Below are 17,405 nucleotides of genomic sequence, written 5' to 3'. Positions count from 1 at the left end.
TTCTGCCGGGTCAACCACGTCGAGGCAGAGCCGGTGCAGGAAGGGCCGCTGAATGGCCTGACGTTCAGCGTCAAGGACATCTTCGACGTCACCGGGTCGCGCACCGGATTCGGTCAGCCGGCCTGGCTTGAGTCGCATCCGCCCGCGGCAAGCACAGCCCCGGCCGTCGCCTCACTGCTAGGCGCCGGCGCGCGGCTGGTCGGCCGGACGATCTGCGACGAGCTGACCTATTCGCTAACGGGCCAGAACGTGCACTATGGCACCCCCATGAACCCGCGCTGTCCCGATCGTCTGCCCGGCGGGTCGTCGAGTGGAGCGGGTTCTGCTGTCGCCGGTGGCCTGTGCGACGTCGGCCTTGGCAGCGATTGTGCCGGGTCGACGCGTATTCCCGCGTCGTACTGCGGGATCTACGGCATGCGCCCAACGCACGGGCGCATACCCCTCGACGGCGTGTGTCCCTTCGCGCCGAGTTTCGACACGGTGGGATGGATGGCTCGCGAAGCCGGCGTCCTCGCACGTGCCGGTAACATCCTGCTCGCCAGCGCCGCCGACGCCGGGCTGCCCGGCAGCGTCACCACGATCATCGTGGCCCGCGACGCCTTCCAGCTGGCCGGCTCATCTGTAGAGCGCTCGCTTGCCGCCTCCGTTGCGAGGCTGTGTGACGCGGTTGGCCAGAGCAGCGAGATCACGGTCAGCGACGAGGGCCTGGAGCGGTGGGCGGAGTGCTTCACCACGATCCAGGCGTTCGAGATCTGGCGCAGTCTCGGCGACTGGGTCGAGCGGGCGCGACCCGAGCTTGGCCCCGGGATCCGGGAGCGCATCGCTCACGCCGCAACGGTGCTGGAGGACGACGCCGAGCGGCAGCGCGCCTTTCGCGCCTCCGTGGTGGAGCGTCTCGGCGAGCGCGTGCCACCGGGCACTGCGCTCTGCCTGCCGACGGCACCGGGCGCCGCGCCTCTTCGGCACTCTCCTTCTGATGATGTCGAGGTCGCCTTTCGGGCACGGGCGATCGCACTGTTGTGCATGGCCGGGCTCGGCGGCCTGCCACAGCTTACGCTCCCCCTTGGAACACTCGATGGCTGCCCGCTCGGGCTCTCGATCCTGGGCGCCCGTGGCACAGACAGTGCGCTGCTGGCCCTTGCTGCAAGCCTGGAACAAGATGGTCCCACCCGCTGAGCGCGACCTGTCATCGTGTGGCGGGAGGGTGCTGCGGAACCGCGAGCAGCACCCTGCATCCGGCTCCAAATGCGGGCTGGGTAGCTCGGACCGACTCGAATCGGCAAGCCGGGCGTGAGCACTCGGTGGGGTCAGGGACCAGCCACGGCGGGGCCGCATCGTGGCTGCATGGGCGGCGGGGCAGTATGGTCAGATGGCAACCGAATTGGTGCTGCTGGGCACGGCTGGTGCGCCGTTGCCGGTGCCTGGCCGGGCCGGGATTTCCTCCGCGCTGGTCGTGGATGGCCGGGTCTTTGTGGTCGACTGCGGCCGCGGCACGCCGTCCGGCTTCGCCGACGCCGGGCTCGACTTCGCCCGGCTGGGCCGACGCCGCGCTGGACCGGATGGCCGGGCTGCACACCGATGTCAGCGAGGTCGGGCCGGTGGCCGAACGGGTCGGGGCCGGGGAGCTCATCCTCAGCCACTACCTGCCCGCCGAACCCGGCGCGGTCAGCGAACAGGACTGGGTCCAGCGGGCGCGGCGGGGGTTCAGCGGCCGCACCACGGCGGGCCGGGACGGGCTGCGCCGGACGCTGCCCGCCGCGGAGCGACGGTGTGCTGCGGGAACCGCCCGCAGATAAGACGTCCTGGGTAGCCGGTTGCACGGTGGCGCGCAGGGCGTCGCGCAGCCGCTGGATGCCTTGCTGGCGGGTGATCACGGGCTGGTACCGGAGTTCCTGGCGGCCGCGGGCATCGGAGATGAAGAAGGGACCCCGGTTGAGATCGACGATCATCCTGGTAAGGGGCGGGTCGCCGGGGCGGCGGGTGATGCGCCATGCGATGTCGAGGGCCCGGGCCAGGCCGGCCGCGGCCGGTCCGGGGATGGTGGCCTCGGGCAGGGTCAGGCCGTGCGCCTAGAGGAGCCCGGCGAGGAAGTCCCGGACGGTGGTGCTGTCGTCGTCGAAGACGTAGTAGCCGCGGCCGCTGGGGACGGTGTTCTGCGGGCCAGTTCTGGGCTCCCCTGAATGGAATCGCGGGACAGAAATCCGCTGGGCGGCGTCGCGTCTTGGCTTGTCTTAGGTGCAGAGTTTTGTAAGGATTCTCGATTGTGACCGAAGCGGTCCTGGAGGGCGTCCGTGATCTGAGCCTTGAGCGTCCAGACGGGCGAATCGTGGCCTGGTCGGAGTTCGGCGATGAGGCGGGGCTGCCCTTGTTGCGGGTTCCCGGAACGCCGGGATGCCGGTACTCGCTGCGGGCTGACCGGGGGCCGTGGACGCAGCGGCATCTGCGGGTCATTACGACCGAGCGTCCCGGCTTCGGCGCCTCGACCCGGCTGCCGGGGCGGGGCTTCGGTGCGCCGGCTGACGATCTCGCGGCGGTCTTGGATCACCTCGGGCTCAGGGCCGTCCACGTCATGGGCGGCAGCGGTTCCGCACCGCACCAGTTGGCCTTCGCCGCCCAGCACCCCGACCGCGTTCGCGCTATGACGGTGCTTGTTGGCGCCGCCCCGTGCACCAGCGATGAGGCCGGGCAGATGATCGGGCTCAACGCCGACGCGCACGGGCTGGTGCAGAAGGGTGACGCGGAGGGGCTACGCCGACTGATGGAGCCCATCCGGGCCGCCATGCTCGACGACCCGGTCGCGGTACTCCAGGCCGTGATGGATCGGGCTCCGGCCGCCGACCGGGCGGTGATGGCCGACCCGCAGTGGCAGGCCGAGTTGATCATCGCCAGCAAAGAAGCGCTGCGGCAGGGCGTGGACGGCTGGGCCGATGAGGCCTTCGCAATCGCCTCGCCCTGGGATGACGTTGACCTGGCCGCGGTCCAGACGTCGGTGACCTGGTGGCACGCGCCCAAGGACGCAAACGCTCCGCTGTCGGCCGCACGACGCCTGGTCGGCCAGCTGCCCAACGCGCGGCTGATCACGTTCAGCGAAGACGAAGGCCATCTCGCCGGCTATCACCGTCAGGGCGAGATACTCGATGAGCTACTTGCCCGCGGGTGACCCTTCGCAGTCCATCCGGTAAAGTCCGTCACCGATGTCCAGGCAACCTGGCCGTCAAGGCTTTGCGTCCGGCAGTCCAGCGCGCCTGCTTAAGTCCCTGAACGCCAGCCGCGGCCGGGCCAACCAGGTGACATTCGGTAACCAACGCCGGTCATCCTCGCGCGCACATCGCCGCCGTTCTGTACCGGAACAGTCTCTCGGCACGGTCCTCTGAAGGGACACAGAACCGGAATTTATGTCATGTTGGCTATCTTCTGGCGAAGGCGCGGCGAAATTCAGCAACCCAGAACTGTAACGCCTGGTCACGATAGGTATGACAGCGGTCACCGCGACCGCCCCGCCGACATAGAGCAGATCTGCAGCCGAGCATTGGAGAATCGCCCTCCTGCGGTTCCGCAACGTGGACAGCGCAGGCCACGGTCATCGCAGTAGTTCGTAGGCGCCGATGTCGCATCCGCTGCCCTGCGGGCGTGGGACGAGGCGCTGGTCGGTCGCTGGGCAGGCGCTTTGCTGGGCCGCGTCGATGGCGGGACTGCCGGCAAAAAGCGCGTGCGTCGGGGTGCGACCGCCGTTGTCGGTGAGCAGGCCGAGCAGCGGGTTTGTGTTGGAGATACCGGTGAGTGTCGAGAACCCGCAGCTCGTGCCACTGTCAAGGTTGCCTCCGGCGGAGGTGATCGCGCCGAAGCAGTCCTGGCCGGCCGGTAGGCTCGCATTCGCGACCAGCGTGTTCTCGAGACGTGTGGTGCCGCCACTATTCGAGATCCCGCCGCCCGCCAGGCCGGACGAGTTCGCGGTGATTGTCACGTTCGTGAGCGTCGCGGAGCCCAACAGATTGTGGAGGCCCCCGCCGCGCGGTCCGGCGTCGTTTCCGCTAAGCGTCGCGTTCGTCAGCTTCACGATCCCGCGGTTCCAGATCGCGCCGCGTTTCCCGCGGCGATGTTGCCGCGGAAGGCGCTGCGCGTGATGACAGCCCTCGCCCGCTGGCCGTTGTCGAGGCCGCCGCCCTCGGCCTGAGCCCGGTTCTGGCCGACGTTCGTGTCGGTCATGGTAAGCGTGCCGTTGTTCGCGATCCCGCCGCCGACGCTGGCGGTGTTGCCGTTCGCCGAGTTCGAGACGACGTCGACGTCGCGGAGCTCCAACTCGCCTGCGTTGTGGATGCCGCCGCCCAGGTTGGCGACGGCTCCGCTCGCGCTGTTGGAGCGCACGAGCACGCGCGTCAGGGTCAGCGACGCGGATTCTCCGTTTGCGACTCCCCCGCCCAAGCCGAAGGCATGGCCGTTCTCGATGGTCAGGTCCGACACCCGGACGGTGATGTCGGAGGTGCCGGAGGGGTCCACATGGAGGATGCGGTCCTGAAAGCGCTTCCCGAGGCCGCCGACGATCGTCTGCGCCGTGCCGCGGCCCTCGATCACAAGGTCACCGGTGACGTCGAGATCGCCGGTGCTGGCGGCGTCCTCGAAGGCGCCCGGCCGGGTCAGGCGGAAGTTCCCGTCGTAGCCGAAGGTGATGATGTCCGGGCCGGGATGGGCATTGGCCTCGATGACCGCGGCGCGCAGCGTGCACTGGGCCGGCACGGCGGTCCCGCAGATGCCGTCCCCGGGGTTGGCGTCGACCGCGTCCACGGGGCTGTTGACGACGAAGCTGTCTGCCTGGCGTTCGTAGGCGCCGATGTCGCAGCCCGCGCCCTGCGGGCGCTGAACGCCGCGCTGGTCGACGGCGGGGCAGTTACCCGGGTCGCCCGCATCGATTGCCGGGCTGGCGGGCACCAGTGCGTGGGTCCGTGTGCGGCCGCCGTTCTTAGCGAGCGGATCAAGGGCGGCGCTGGTGTTGACGATGTCGCCGGGCGCGGAGAACCCGCAGCCGTTGCCGCTGTCCAGGTTGTGGCCTGCTGACGTGACGGTCCCGTAGCAGTTGATCGTCGGCCAGAACCCGCTGTTGGAGACGATCGTGTTGGTCAGCGTGATCGAGCCGCCGCAGTTGTTGCAGTTGAAGATCGCCCCGGTGTTGCCCTCGATGGTGACGTTTGTCAGCCGCGACTTTCCGCCGTTCCAGATCCCGCCTGGGTCGCCTGTGTTGCCGCTGATCGTGCTGTTGCGGATCGTCGCCGAACCGCCGATGGCCAGCGCACCGGTCCAGCCGTTGCCGGTGGCGCCGTTTGCCGTGTTGTTGCTGATCGTGACATTGGTGAGAAACGACAGGCCGCCTGCGGACATCCCACCGGTGTCGCCCGCCGTCGTGTTCCCGTCGATCGTCACGCCGGTCAGATATGCGGTGCCATGGTTCGATAGGCCCCCGACGTGCTGGGTCGCCTGGTTGGAGTTGACGACCACGTCGCCGAGTGTCGCCTTGGCGTAGTTGCTCGCATTAGCGATCCCGCCGCCCCTGCTGGCCGAGTTTCCCGTGACTGCGACCTTGCTCAGCTCCAGATCGGCCTTTCCCGCGTTAAGGATTCCGCCGCCCTCGCCCGGGGTGTTTCCGTCCTGGGCGGTCAGGCCGCTCATCCGTACCCTAGGGCCGCTCCCGAGCGGATCGATGTGGAACACGCGGTCGGTTCCGTCCCCGTCGACGACGGTCTTGGTAGTCCCATTGCCGGTGATCGTCAGATTGTCCGTGATGTCCAGGTCGCCGGTGAGTGACATGTCATCGCCCGAGCCGTGTAGGCCGAGCGTAAACGTGCCCACGATGCCGAACGCGATCGTGTCGTCGCCCGGCAGCATGTTCGCCTCGATGACCGCCGCACGCAGAGTGCACTGCCCAGCCGCCGTCGCACACGTCCCGTCGCCGGGGCTCACGTCGGTCGCATCGCCGAAGCTGTTGACCTGGAAGGTCGCCTGGGCGGCCGCGTCGGACGGCATGAGCAACAGTGCCACGGCGACCACGGCCGTGATCGCGATCAGCAGCCACGCGGCCAGTGGGAGCCGTGCGTTCATGAGTTCGTCTCGCTTTATCGGGTTGGGATGGCAGTGACGTGACTATTGGCTGGAATCGCACTTGCCCGCTTACGGGAATGTCCAGGTATAGGTGTTATAGACGCTGACGCCGACGGGATTGCCCCTCGACGATCCGAGGCCATAATTGTAGATGTGCTGGCCAGAGGTATTCGTCGATCTTCCCAGAGTGAATGGACCGAGCCCTCCACTGAGGTTACGTGCCCACTCAGAGAAATCCGCGATGGTACGGACCTCATCCGACCAGAGACCCATGACGCTGAAACCCAAGCTGGACGAGAGACCGAATGACGGGTAGACCCCGATCCCAGGCACTATATGGCCGATCGGGCCGATCGGTTCCGCTAGCCCTTTGCCTGGTCCAAGCGTGAAGCCGGTGAAGGCGCCGCCGAGGCTGATGAACCCCCTTACCTCGCCGACGAACCAATCGTCAGGCCCAACCGGGGTAGCTACGATGCCGATATCGAACGAGCCCGCCGCGAAGCATATGAAGATGCACCCGGAGCCGGCTGCCTCGACGTACGGACCTCGCAGTAGATGCCGTTCGGGATACACGAGATCGAGCGTGAGATCGAGTGCGCGCCGAACAAAGGACCTGGATTCGGCCAAGGTTGCAGAGCTCCCCGTCGAGGTCTCGGCGGCCACCATCCACTGCGCTATCACGATCTCGGACGGGTCGCCGCTACCGGCGTCCTTGGCTCCGACTGCCTCAGTCGCCTCGGCGCTGCCTGCGTCTGCGGGTGCCTGAGCCTTTTCCGCTGTCGCAGGAGTCCCGCCGGGGTTGGTGATCATTTCCATGATGTCCGGATCCAGCGTGAGCGTCTTGCCGCCGAGCTTGCAACTCGGGCAGCCGCTCTCGGCATTAGGGGTGCTGGCTCGCCCTGGGGTTTCCTTGTAGATGCGCCGGTCGGGGGCGGCCGTCTCGGGGCACTGCCCAAACCAGGCACATTGGGCGGCGAGCGACTTGAAGTACATCCATTGGTAGGCAAACCCCTGGTGTTCTTGCTCTTTCTTTAGGTCGATGTCCCGTCGGATGTGCCCGGAGGGGTCGGTGTAGTTGATCGGGTCGTTCTCGGTGTAGGCGTAGCGGTCGAGCGATTGCGGGCGGTAGGGGTCGGGGATGATGCTGTCGGCGGCGGTGAACTGGCCGAGTTCGGGGTCGTAGTAGCGGGCGGTCAAGTCGGTGAGGCCGCTGTCGTGGTCGTGCCGCTGGCTCTGCCAGAGGCGTCCGTCGCCGGCCGGGGGGTTGAGCGGTTTGCCGTAGGGGTCGTAGTCATGGCGCTCAACAACGACCCCCTTGGCGTTGGTGAGCAGCCTGGTCGAGCCGAGCCGGTCCTGGTGGTAGTCGGTGAGCTTGCCGTTGCCGTCGCGAACGGCGATCAGCCGGTCGCCGGCCCAGTAGTACTTGACGAGCCGGCCACCAGGGTCTTGCTGCAGGTAGCGGCCGAGGTAGTAGGTCGTGCCTTGCTGGTCGTGCTTGACGACGCGCTGGTCGCCGGCGTCGTAGCCGATCGTGGTGGCTGTGCCGTTGGGGCGGCTGACGATGCGCTCTGGCATGCCGCTGACGGTCCAGTCGATCGTCAGGTCGCGGCCGCCGGGGTCGTGGAGCGTCTCGAGGCTGCCGTTTGGGTCGTAGCTGCGGGTGTGGCCCTTGCCGGTGCTGGTAGGGGCGTGCAGGTGGGCGCTGTCGCCGTAACTGTAGCCGCCGGCAGTCGAGCTGGAGGTCATCCGCCCGAGCTCGTCGTAGCCGTAGTCGCGGCTGCGGTCAGGGTCGCTGGCCGTGACCGTGGTCAGCCGGCCGAGGTCGTCGTACTGGTACTCCTGGCTGAGCTGGCCGGGGGTCTCGGTCTGGCTGCGGAGCTTGCCGTCGGGGTTGTGCTGGTAGCTGGCGCTGTAGAGGAGATCGCCGGTGGGGGAGGCGGGGCGTGTCACCGTGATTGAGTCGAGCCAGTGCCGGGCTGTGTCGTTGTCGTCGTAGGAGAGGCTGTCGATGACGCCGTTGCTGTGCGTGAGCTGTTTGAGCTGTCCGAGCGGGTCGTAGGACAGCTGAGTGGCGTAGGCGGTGTCGGGCTTGAGGCTGGCGGGGTCGTGGCCGGTGACCGAGGCGAGCCGTCCGGCGCCGTCATAGCTTTGGGTTACCTGCTCGGACTTGTTGCTGAGCCCGCGCTGGGCGTCGGGGTAGCTGAGCGTGGCGAGCCGGCCGGCCTTGTCGTAGCCGAAGCCGAGCTCGGCGCAGCTGTCGTCGACACACTGGCGGGTCCGCTCGGGCCGGCCCATCCGGTCATACCAGCTGTCCGTCCTGCCGGAGACGCCGGGCGAGCTGTATTCGACGCGGATGAGGCGTCCGAGGCTGTATCCATGCGTGTTGCCGCCGTCTGAGGGGTCGCGGTCCCAGATCCACTCAATCGTGCGCTCGGGCAGGATCGGGCCCGCGGCGCGGGCTTCGGTCTTGCGGACCGGGCGGCCGGCGTCGTCGTAGAACCAGCGGGTGACCTGACCCTTGGCGTCGGTGGCGGTGTCGGGGCTACCGTCGTCGCGCCAGGTCCAGCTGCGCTCGCCGCGGTCGGGGTCGTGCTCTGAGACCTTGCGGCCCAGGGAGTCCCAGACGGTCGTGGTGAGGTTGCCCTTGGGGTCTGTGATGCGGGTGCGCCGGTCGAGCGCATCGTAGCGGTACCTGGTCGTCGAGGTTCTCGGCGCGCAGCCGGGGCAGGGGTGGCGGTCGAGCTGCTCGATGCGGATCGTGCGGCCGAACTCGTCGCGCACGGCGGTCGTCTCCCGGCCGGCCGGGTCACGGGCGAGCGTGGCGCCGGGCCGGTACTCGGTCTCGCTAGTGGCCCCGTCGGGCAGGATCGTCCTGGCCGGCCGGTGGGCCTCGTCGTACCTGTATTCGGTCCACGCGCCGCAGCAGCCGACGTGCGGGTCGACGGTGACGGCGGGGCGATCAGAGGCGTCGGCGAACCGGGTCTCTGAGACGATCGGGCCGGAGCCGTCGCCCTCGCGGATCGTCTTGTAGGCGCGCCCGAGCCCGTCGAGGAGCTGTTCCTGCCAGAGCACACCGTCGCCCCGGCTGCCGTCGGTGGTCTGGGTGCGGATCCGCTGCCGCTGTGAGTCGGCGCCGTGGAAGCTGCCTTCGTCGAGGTACGAGGTCGAGCTGCTACCGCCGTCGGGGTTGGTGACCTTGGTCGGGCGGCCGTAGGCGTCGTAGTCGTAGCCGGTGGTCTGCCCGTTGAGGTCGGTGGCGGTATCAAGTGCCCCGAATTTGAGCTTCCAGGTCTGCGTGCGGCAGCCGACGGCGGGATTGCAGATCTTGACCGGGAACAGCGCGCGCTCGGTGTCGTAGTCGGTCTGCTCGACGACCCCGGTAGGGCCGGTCGTCGTGGTCAGGTTGCCGTGCGCGTCGTAGCCGAAGCTGGCTTCGACGTATTGGTCGGCGCGGTCATCCCAGGCGCGCGCGCGGCGCAGCTCGCCCTTGGCGCCGGGCGGGCTGTCCCAGGCGCTGTTGCCGTCATAGACGTACTCGGTCGCCGCCGTGCGCCGCCACTCCTCGCCTGCCGGGGCGTCGGGGTCGTACTCATCTGTCTGCTGGCGCGCAGGGCGGTCGACGATGTAGGCGTCGGTGTTCGGTTGGAAGCCGGTGGTCGTGCGGCGGCCGGCGCGCGCGCCGGTCTCGGTCTTGCTGGTGAGGTTGCCGTAGGCGTCGTAATCGAAGCTCGTCGTCGTGGCCGGGACGGTGTCGCTCTCCCGGCAGTCCTTCTTGGGCTTGTCCTCGTCCCCTTCGGCGGGCGGCATCTGACGATCGTGCTGCTCGCAGTCGCGCGCGACGACTTTGTGGGTCAGGCATCTGAACGGCGGCGCGGAGCCGGGGGGAGAGAATTCGGAGTCGCTCAAGGTCAGCACGTTGCCCTTGGTGTCCTCGACGGAGACAGAAGCGGGCCGGGCGCCGCAGGCGCCGCTCAGCTCGTAGCCTGTCTCGGCGACCGAGCCGCCCTGCGTCGAGCGCACGGACTCGAAGCCGAGCAGCTCGTTTTCCGTCTCTGACCAGCGGGCGCCTTGGTAGGTCCAGCTCGTCGTCTCCTCGACGGGCGGGTCGTGCGCGGTGTCGCTGGTCGTCACCGTATCGACCACGGTCGGCAGCGACCCTGAGGGCAGGTAGCTGCGCGCGCCAGCCAGCGGCCGGTAGGAGACGCGCGTGGTGGCGCCGCGGCCGTTATCGATCTCACTGAGCAGGTCGGAGCTGGTATCGAAGCGCAGCGTGTCCAGCCGGACGCCGTCGACGTGAACCAGCTCGGAGCGGCCGTCGCTGTCGGTATCCATGCTTGCATAGGCCCACGTGTCGGGATGCTCCAGCGCGAGCGCCGGCGGGTCGCTCACCGGCCAGCGCTGCCCGGCGCGGTTCGACAGCAGGTGGACGGCGGTCTTGCCGGTGCCCTGGTCGAGGTAGCGAGACAGGTGGAGTACGTCGGTGCGGTTGTCGTAGTCGACGTCGCCGAGCCGGGTGTTGTTGGTGTCCTCGACGCCGACCTGCGGGCGGCACCCGGCTGCCGGCGGCGCCTCATCCAGCGTCCAGCCGGCGCCGGTCGAGACAAACGCCTCCACCCACAGGCAGCCCGGTCCAAGCCGGAGCAGGCTGAGATCGCCCAGGCCGTCGCCGTTGAAGTCAGATGTCTCCAACGCGTGTACCTGGGCGGCGGTGAACTTCGCCGGGTCGCTGTCAGTGCGCTCGCTGAAGCTTCCGTCGCCATTGCCGGCGAGGCTGCGGATGACCGTGCCGCAGTCGTGATCGCGGGCATTGTCGCCGCGGCATTCGGCTGTGATGTCTTCCAGGCGCTCGGCGAAGACGAAATCGGTGAAGCTGTCGCCGTCGGTGTCGATCGAGCGGAAGTCCTGCACGTTGGCGGCCCCCAACGCCGGAATGTCAGGCCGCGCGCCCTGGGCGGGCGTCGCCTTAGCGAAGTAGGCAGACGTTGTGCCGCTCGTCCAGCTGCCGTCGCCCTTGGACAGCAGGTATTCGACCCGCACCCCCGGCCCAGCCGTCACGAGGTGGACCAGATCGGCCCGGCCGTCGCCGTTGAGATTCGCCGGGCGCCAGTTCTGCACATCGGCCGGGCCATAGTTGCCGGGCCACGGCGCGTCGGCTTTCGCCTCCCATCCGCTGCCGGTCGACAGTAGCGTGTAGACGCGCAGCTTTCCGCCGTCACGGTCGACCATGACCAGGTCGGTCTTGCCGTCCGGGCCCCCGCCGGCCGCCTTGGGGCTGCCGACGTCCAGCGGCATCCACGCCCCGGCGTTCGCGTTAGTCAACGGCGGCTCGTCGTCCGGGCTGTCCAGCGGCGAGAAGTCCTGCGACAAGATCGTCTGCGCGGAGCGGCTGAACTTCCCCGACGGCTGCCTGGTCAGCGTATAGACCTCGTAGCCGGGATTGCGGAACTGGACGTAGACCAGAGCCTGCCGGCCGGTGCCCGTCACATCCGCCGGCATCCAGCGGTGCAGGTCCGCGGGCCGGTTCGGCGCGACGGTGTCATGCGCGGTGAACTCGTCGACGTCGAAGTCGGCCACGCATAGCCGGTCCGCGCGGCCGTCGCCGTTAGTATCGGCGGGCGCACCGCAGCCCGTCACCCGTCCCGGCACCCAGGAGAAAAGCCCGTCGCCGACTGCGAGGGCTTCGCCGCCGCTGGTCAGCAGGTCATCCTTCCCATCACCGTTGCTGTCGCCCGCGACCGTGCCACTCGCCCCAAGCTGCACGGCGGGCTTTGGCACGAACGGCCCGGACGGCGCCGCACCGGCGGTCTTAGGCGAGGTCGCCACATACGCGACGTCGTTGCCCCACTCGGCCGCCCAGCGGAACTCCTTGCGGGTGAGCACGACGTCGGCCCGGCCGTCACCATCGAAATCCCCGCCGTCCAGCGCCCATTCATAGCTCGTGCCAAGCGGGGTAAACCCCGTCGTCCAGCCGGGCTCCTGATCCGCCCAGGAGCCGAAGCCGCCCGACCCGTCGGCGAAGCCGGTCTCGAGCTTCCAAGTCCAGCAACGGTCGCCGCACCGGACCTGCTCGGCGACCATCGCGTCGTCCTTGCCGTCAGCGTTCACGTCACCGACGGCCAGCTGCACCGCATCGAGACTGGCGCCCTGAGTAGATAGCGGCTGGCTCTTCACGGCGAACTCGCCGCTGGGCAGCGGGCGGACCGTACGGATCTCAGCGGCGCTCCCGGCACCCTTGGCAATGCACACGCTGTCCGAGCGGCCGTCGCCGTCCACATCCGCGACTGTGCACTTCGAACCCTCCCCGAAGACCCCCGCCTTCATCGCGCCGACGGCAAATGTTCCATCGCCGGCAGCCAGCATTACCTGCCCCATCAGCACGGCGTCGTCGCGGCCGTCGCCGTTGACGTCGGCGGCGAGGGCTGGCCACGGTAGGCTAGGGACGCGGCAGGACTGCGAGTTCGGGCCCGGCTCGGGACCGGTCTCTACCGGGCTCTCCGGGCGGGCCGCCAGCACGGTGGTGATGTGCAGCTTGCCGCCGCACGACGTCTGGCCCCAGAACGCTACGTCGGTGCGCATGTCGCCGTCGAAGTCGCCCTGCACCGATCCGTGCGGAAGCCGGACGACCTCTTGGGTCCTCGGGTCATAGGCCTCTCCCGCGCGATTCGGGATCTTGATGTCCTTGAAGACGCTGTCGTAGGACGCCTTCTCGGGGGCAGCGAGCGACGTCAGCCCGCCGGTCGGCAGCGTCTTGGCCGACCACTCGCCGGCCCCGCCGCTCATCGACGCGGTGCTGAACACGGTCGGCGGCTGCGGCTTGGTCGCGCCGGCGCTGACGTTCCCTTCCATGTCGAGGCTGGCGTCGCTCGGGAACGTCTGGGCCGAGCGCAGCAGCGAGTTTCCAGTGCTCTTGCTGATCTGATAGGCGAGGGCGTAGGCGCGCACCAGGTCGCCGCCCATCCGCACCTCGATCGTCTTCAGGCGCTTGGAGATGACCGCCAGCGCTCCGCCGGTGCCGTAACTGACCGGGTCGGGACGGTCCTCATAGTAGAAACGGATGCGCGCGCCCGCCGGGCCGGGCCAGCAGACTTGCCCGAAGCGCGGCCGGAACGTGCAGCGCTCGGGGCCGTCGGCGTAGGCAATTGACTTCAGATAGCACTCGGTGCCGTCGCAGTCATGGCCGTACGCGACGGTGTTGCCGTGCGTGTCGGTGACCGTCGAAAGGGCCCACCGGTACGTGCCCTTGGCGTCGGCCAGCGGCAGCGGGTCATAGACCAGCCGCACGCCATCGGGCCGCCAGCGCGCCCAGCGCTTCCCGTCAAAGGAGATCCGGGTGAAGTCGCTCCGGCGGGTCTCGTGTGTGCCGCCGGTGGCGCAGCTGGGTGCGCACCCGACGAGCCTCTCCCCGTCGAGGGTGAAGATGTCTGTGCCATCAAAGCGCGGTGCCCCACCGTGCGGGCCGGTCCGGGCAACGTAGGAGGCGGCGTCCAAACGCCAGCCCACACCCACCAGCCCGTCCGGCCTCGCCGAGTCATAATTCAGCGCGATTGATGGCTCGATCCCGTGAAACGTCGGCACCGTGACCGACACGCTGGTGGAGAACGTGCCGTCACTACTGTCTCCCGCAAGCGCGGTTTGGGCGCTGAACCCCACCCACGCAGCGGCGAAGGCGGCGGCCGCCAGCGCCCACAGCGTGAGCCGGCGTACGCTGCCCGCTTGCCGTCCCCTGTCCAAACCAGCGCTGGCCCCCAGCGGGGCAGCATTCACGCCCGTCGGACGGGCGGCCTGGCGAATTCTGGTGAACCAGACAGCCCGATTGGCGCGAGCAAGCCCGCCTTCCACACCACCGGGAAAGGCATCAGGTGTAACACCCGGGCTCGGCTGCTTCGTAAGATCCGCGAGCCGCCATCGGCGCCATCTCCGCGAAAACAGCGAGCCGGCCACAGCCATCAAAGCGGCGCAAATAATCACGCCGCCAAGGTCAGCAACGCCACCGGCACTAGCTGTGTTCATCTCTACGGCTCCCGCGTTCTGCCGACGGGATTTGCGGCGGTTGGGCACTCCGGCCCGCGGCCGGACCGGGCTTGCGAGCTCAGCCGGCGCAGTGAACCGTCCCTCAACGCCCGCATCGCGTAGACCCCGACTGATATATCGCCTGCACGCCACCCTTTACAAAGGCGGATCCGGTCACCAGCGGCCAGGTTGCCGGTGGATCCGGGAAGAATGTCTCCCACGGCCCTGGCGACTCGACCTTTACTGGGCTCACGCACCCGCCGCCATTGAGCCTGGGGACAGCGTCCGTCGACAGTTTTGATGCGGACGGCGTTAAGGTCACAGGCGACGGGCGGCAGTCTGTGTCGACGCACTCACACCATGGCGAGCACGGAAGCCAGCGGCTCACACGAACATCCCCCTGCGTGATCATGGTTGCCTTCAGGGCCTGGTGGCTGGCCGCGGCGCTTTGTCCTGCGACCCCGGCCCTTGTCTAACAACACCACAACTCGCGTATATAGGAACGAAGCAGAACGCGTGTAGATGGTATGGAGATCTTCCTCCATGCGTGTCAACGGCGGCTGAATTTTGGATCTGGCACAATTTCCCGGCTGCCCGGCGTGTCGGCCGGAGCACCAGGGACGCGGCAAAGTCGTTCATGAGGTCTGAAGCAGCCTTAGCGCGCGCTGGGGTCGCGGGCGTGGTGGCGGTTGGCGGCGGCGATATTGGCTTTGTCGTCCAGGTGCAGGAGGCTGATGGCCAGGCTGCGCAGCGATGCCATCACCCGCGGCGCGTTTCCTGTTCTGACCAGGGACTTATCCTCCTGATAGGTGACACCGCGGACCAGTGGAGCTTGTTCTCGATCTCCCAGTGCCCGCGGATCCAGGCGGCCAGAGCGGCCGGGCCGGCATCGGAGTCGCTGGTGATGAGGTAGACAACCTCGACGGTCTTCTTCCCTTTCGTCGTGACCGTGCGGCGCAGCTGCGCGACCTGGGCGGCACCGGCGAACTCGATCCAGGCCGAGGCCAGCGCGGCCTTGATCGTGCGGCGCGCCCTGCGGCCGTGGTCCGTGCTCACGGCCGAGAAGGCGGGGATGCCAGCCCAGGGCAGCCCGCTTCCGCCCCCCGTGAACAGGTCACGCCGCCATGCCATGTCCAGCGATGGCGCATCAGGCCGCGGCCCGAAGACACCGCCCGGCCCGATCGCCGCTCCCCGGCAGACCGACAGCCATGCTCGCAGGACCGACGGGATACCGCAGCCCAGCATGGCCTGCAGGTTGTCCAGTTCGGCCGGCCCGGCTCCCCGCGGAGGTTCGTCCTCCGGGGCCCGGATGGCCCCCGGCGACCAGCCCGCGCAGGACCTCAAGAGCCTCTTCGGCCTTCATGATCGTCACCGTACAGGCTAGCAACCGGGCATTCACCCATGCCGCGATGCAACTCGGTCAGCGAGGAGACCGCGCAGAACTGGAGGGTCTGCGCGCAGAGGCTAAGCTGCAACGACCTTGGCGTCAGCAGAAATAATCGGCAGACGATCTCCCGCACGATTTCACGACTCGGTTACGGTCTGTGAGGGCAACTGGTCGTCCGTGCCGCTTCGGTGCGGCGTCCATTTGGATGCGGTCCACCCCGACCGGAATGCTGAACGTGGAGGACGATGGTGCACGAACAGCGTTGCTGTTGATCACGCCGTCGCGTTCAGAAATCGTGCCACCAACAGCTACTCGGTTGGCGGACCACCCGCAGCCAGCCAGGTCGGCCGACTGGTGCACTGTTGCGCCGGTTCCGCTTCGGCAAGGGCATCGTCATGGCTATGGAACTGCGGGCATTTTCTTCCACGGATACCGAGTCGGCTGGCCTGCAACTGGACCATGGTCGAGCGGGAAGTGAACAGGCCACGCCACAACATGTGCCGCCACTCCTCAGTAGGCGCTCCATCTGGCGGGTCGGGCGCCCAGACGAAAGGATCTGACAGGCGGCTCGACCGCAAGGGGTCGGTCGCCGAGGGAAAGTCGGTCTCGCTCAGCACCACCTGTCCGCTCGGGCGGTACTCGATCCCGGCTTCCGTGATTGCCCAGTCCTCCCCATGCAGCTCATATAGGCCACCGTGCAGCTGCCAGCTAGCGGTGGTGTCGCGGCGCTTGTACGCGACGGACAGAACGATTGCCCGGTGCAGGTCCCGGAAGACCTGCTCCCAGTTAATCGTGCCCTGCCCGTTCCAGCGGTCCCGTTCCCGGAGCTTTTCGTTGATTCGCCTGATGACCGATTCCGCGCTCTCCTTCGCCCACCAGATCGTCTCGACAACGGGCGTGCCATCGCCCGGATCGGGCGCGACCAGTGCCCTAACGCCGAGGAAGTTCCCGCTGGGCTCTGAGAATCGCCCGTCACCAAATGTGGAACTGCCAGCTGAACGTGATGTCGATCATAGGGTTCAGGCTCGCGCCGATGGTGACTTCATCCTCAGGAAGGGCGCCAACCGCATTGGCGACAGTCATCGCGCCCGCCACGTTCATGAATGACACCTGGTCTTCCAGCGCCGCGATGATGCGGTCCTCGCCTTGGGCCGTCTCGGTCTCCTCCTCATCTACACGACGCTGAAGCTGGTCGATCCGGGTAGCAAGTGAGTTGACCCGTGTCCGGAGCCCGGCGGTCTCTTCCTGGACCATCCGCCTGTTCTGCTCGACCACGCTGCGGGTGAGGCTCCTCTCCAGGAACGGCAGCAGCGGGGCCAGCAGGAGCGTGGCGCCGATGTGGACCAAGATATCGATGGACACCCCCCGCCCACTTGTCCACGCCCTCCATCACGGCGGCCAGGCATAGCAACCCGATCCCGAACGCCGTCCACGCCGCGACCCACTTCCAGTTCACCCTGCGCGCAGCGTCGTTATCCCTTTCGCTCACGGGCGGCAACTCTACTGCCGCTGAAGGCGTAGTACGGGGATGCAGATCGCGGCAGGATGGGGGAGTCAGCGGACCGAGCCGACGGTGATGATATTCCGGAGTCATCCAACTACTATTCGTACAGAGAACCCGCCTCCAAATGACCAATCGCGTCGGCTGACCGCTGGTCGGCAGACATCGGTGCTCTTACGCGAAAGCGATCCACAGCGACACCGGCAAGCTGATCACGCACCGCCACAGGAACTGATCAGTGAACCGCGCTTGATCCTCCCTGCCGTTATGCGTCATTTCATGGTTCAGCGGTCTGATCGTTTGCGCCCGTACCGAATGGTCGTTCTGAGCCCGCGCGCTCGTAGCGGAGCCGGCGGCCCTTGGGGAGTGCCCGGATGCCGGCCGCGAGCGCACCAGCCGCCCGGGAGGTGGGGTGCT

General features: G+C 68.0%; 9 protein-coding genes. 4 read left to right on the top strand and 5 right to left on the bottom strand.

What is annotated here, in order from left to right; all coding sequences use genetic code 11:
• From VML93_RS32850 to VML93_RS32835, 4 genes are all read left to right on the top strand, one after another.
• Positions 1 to 1,176 (top strand): amidase (locus VML93_RS32850; protein ID WP_325617135.1); only part of this gene is annotated, 1,176 nt, incomplete at its 5' end.
• 281 nt (positions 1,177 to 1,457) lie between these two features.
• The gene (locus tag VML93_RS32845; RefSeq protein ID WP_325617133.1) at positions 1,458 to 1,796 is read left to right on the top strand and encodes a hypothetical protein; all 339 of its coding nucleotides are present in this window, start codon (positions 1,458 to 1,460) and stop codon (positions 1,794 to 1,796) included.
• Positions 1,797 to 1,814: 18 nt separating this feature from the next.
• Positions 1,815 to 2,180, top strand: a complete 366-nt coding sequence (locus tag VML93_RS32840; protein ID WP_325617131.1) for a hypothetical protein — start codon at positions 1,815 to 1,817, stop codon at positions 2,178 to 2,180.
• Between the two features lie 83 nt (positions 2,181 to 2,263).
• Positions 2,264 to 3,160 carry an alpha/beta hydrolase gene (locus VML93_RS32835; RefSeq protein WP_325617130.1) on the top strand — a complete coding sequence of 299 codons (897 nt, stop codon included), beginning with the start codon at positions 2,264 to 2,266 and terminating at the stop codon, positions 3,158 to 3,160.
• A 420-nt stretch (positions 3,161 to 3,580) separates the two neighbouring features.
• Here VML93_RS32835 and VML93_RS32830 read toward each other — a convergent pair whose 3' ends face one another.
• From VML93_RS32830 to VML93_RS32810, 5 genes are all read right to left on the bottom strand, one after another.
• On the bottom strand, positions 3,581 to 3,964 hold the full coding sequence (locus VML93_RS32830; protein WP_325617128.1) for a choice-of-anchor Q domain-containing protein: 384 nt from the start codon (positions 3,962 to 3,964) through the stop codon (positions 3,581 to 3,583).
• Between the two features lie 89 nt (positions 3,965 to 4,053).
• A complete protein-coding gene (locus VML93_RS32825) occupies positions 4,054 to 6,090 on the bottom strand; it encodes a right-handed parallel beta-helix repeat-containing protein (protein ID WP_325617126.1) in 2,037 nt (678 codons plus the stop codon).
• A 69-nt stretch (positions 6,091 to 6,159) separates the two neighbouring features.
• Complete coding sequence (locus VML93_RS32820) at positions 6,160 to 13,854, bottom strand: RHS repeat-associated core domain-containing protein (protein ID WP_325617124.1); 7,695 nt, start codon at positions 13,852 to 13,854, stop codon at positions 6,160 to 6,162.
• Positions 13,855 to 14,859: 1,005 nt separating this feature from the next.
• Positions 14,860 to 15,444 (bottom strand): hypothetical protein, encoded by a 585-nt coding sequence (locus VML93_RS32815; RefSeq protein ID WP_325617122.1) that lies wholly within the window; start codon positions 15,442 to 15,444, stop codon positions 14,860 to 14,862.
• A 1,015-nt stretch (positions 15,445 to 16,459) separates the two neighbouring features.
• Positions 16,460 to 16,849, bottom strand: coding sequence for a hypothetical protein (locus VML93_RS32810; protein WP_325617120.1), 390 nt, complete (start codon positions 16,847 to 16,849; stop codon positions 16,460 to 16,462).
• Between the last annotated feature and the right edge of the window lie 556 nt (positions 16,850 to 17,405).

This window comes from Mycobacterium sp. (genome assembly GCF_035499775.1).
Lineage (GTDB): Bacteria > Actinomycetota > Actinomycetes > Mycobacteriales > Mycobacteriaceae > Mycobacterium.
This window is presented reverse-complemented; position numbering and strand designations above follow the sequence as displayed.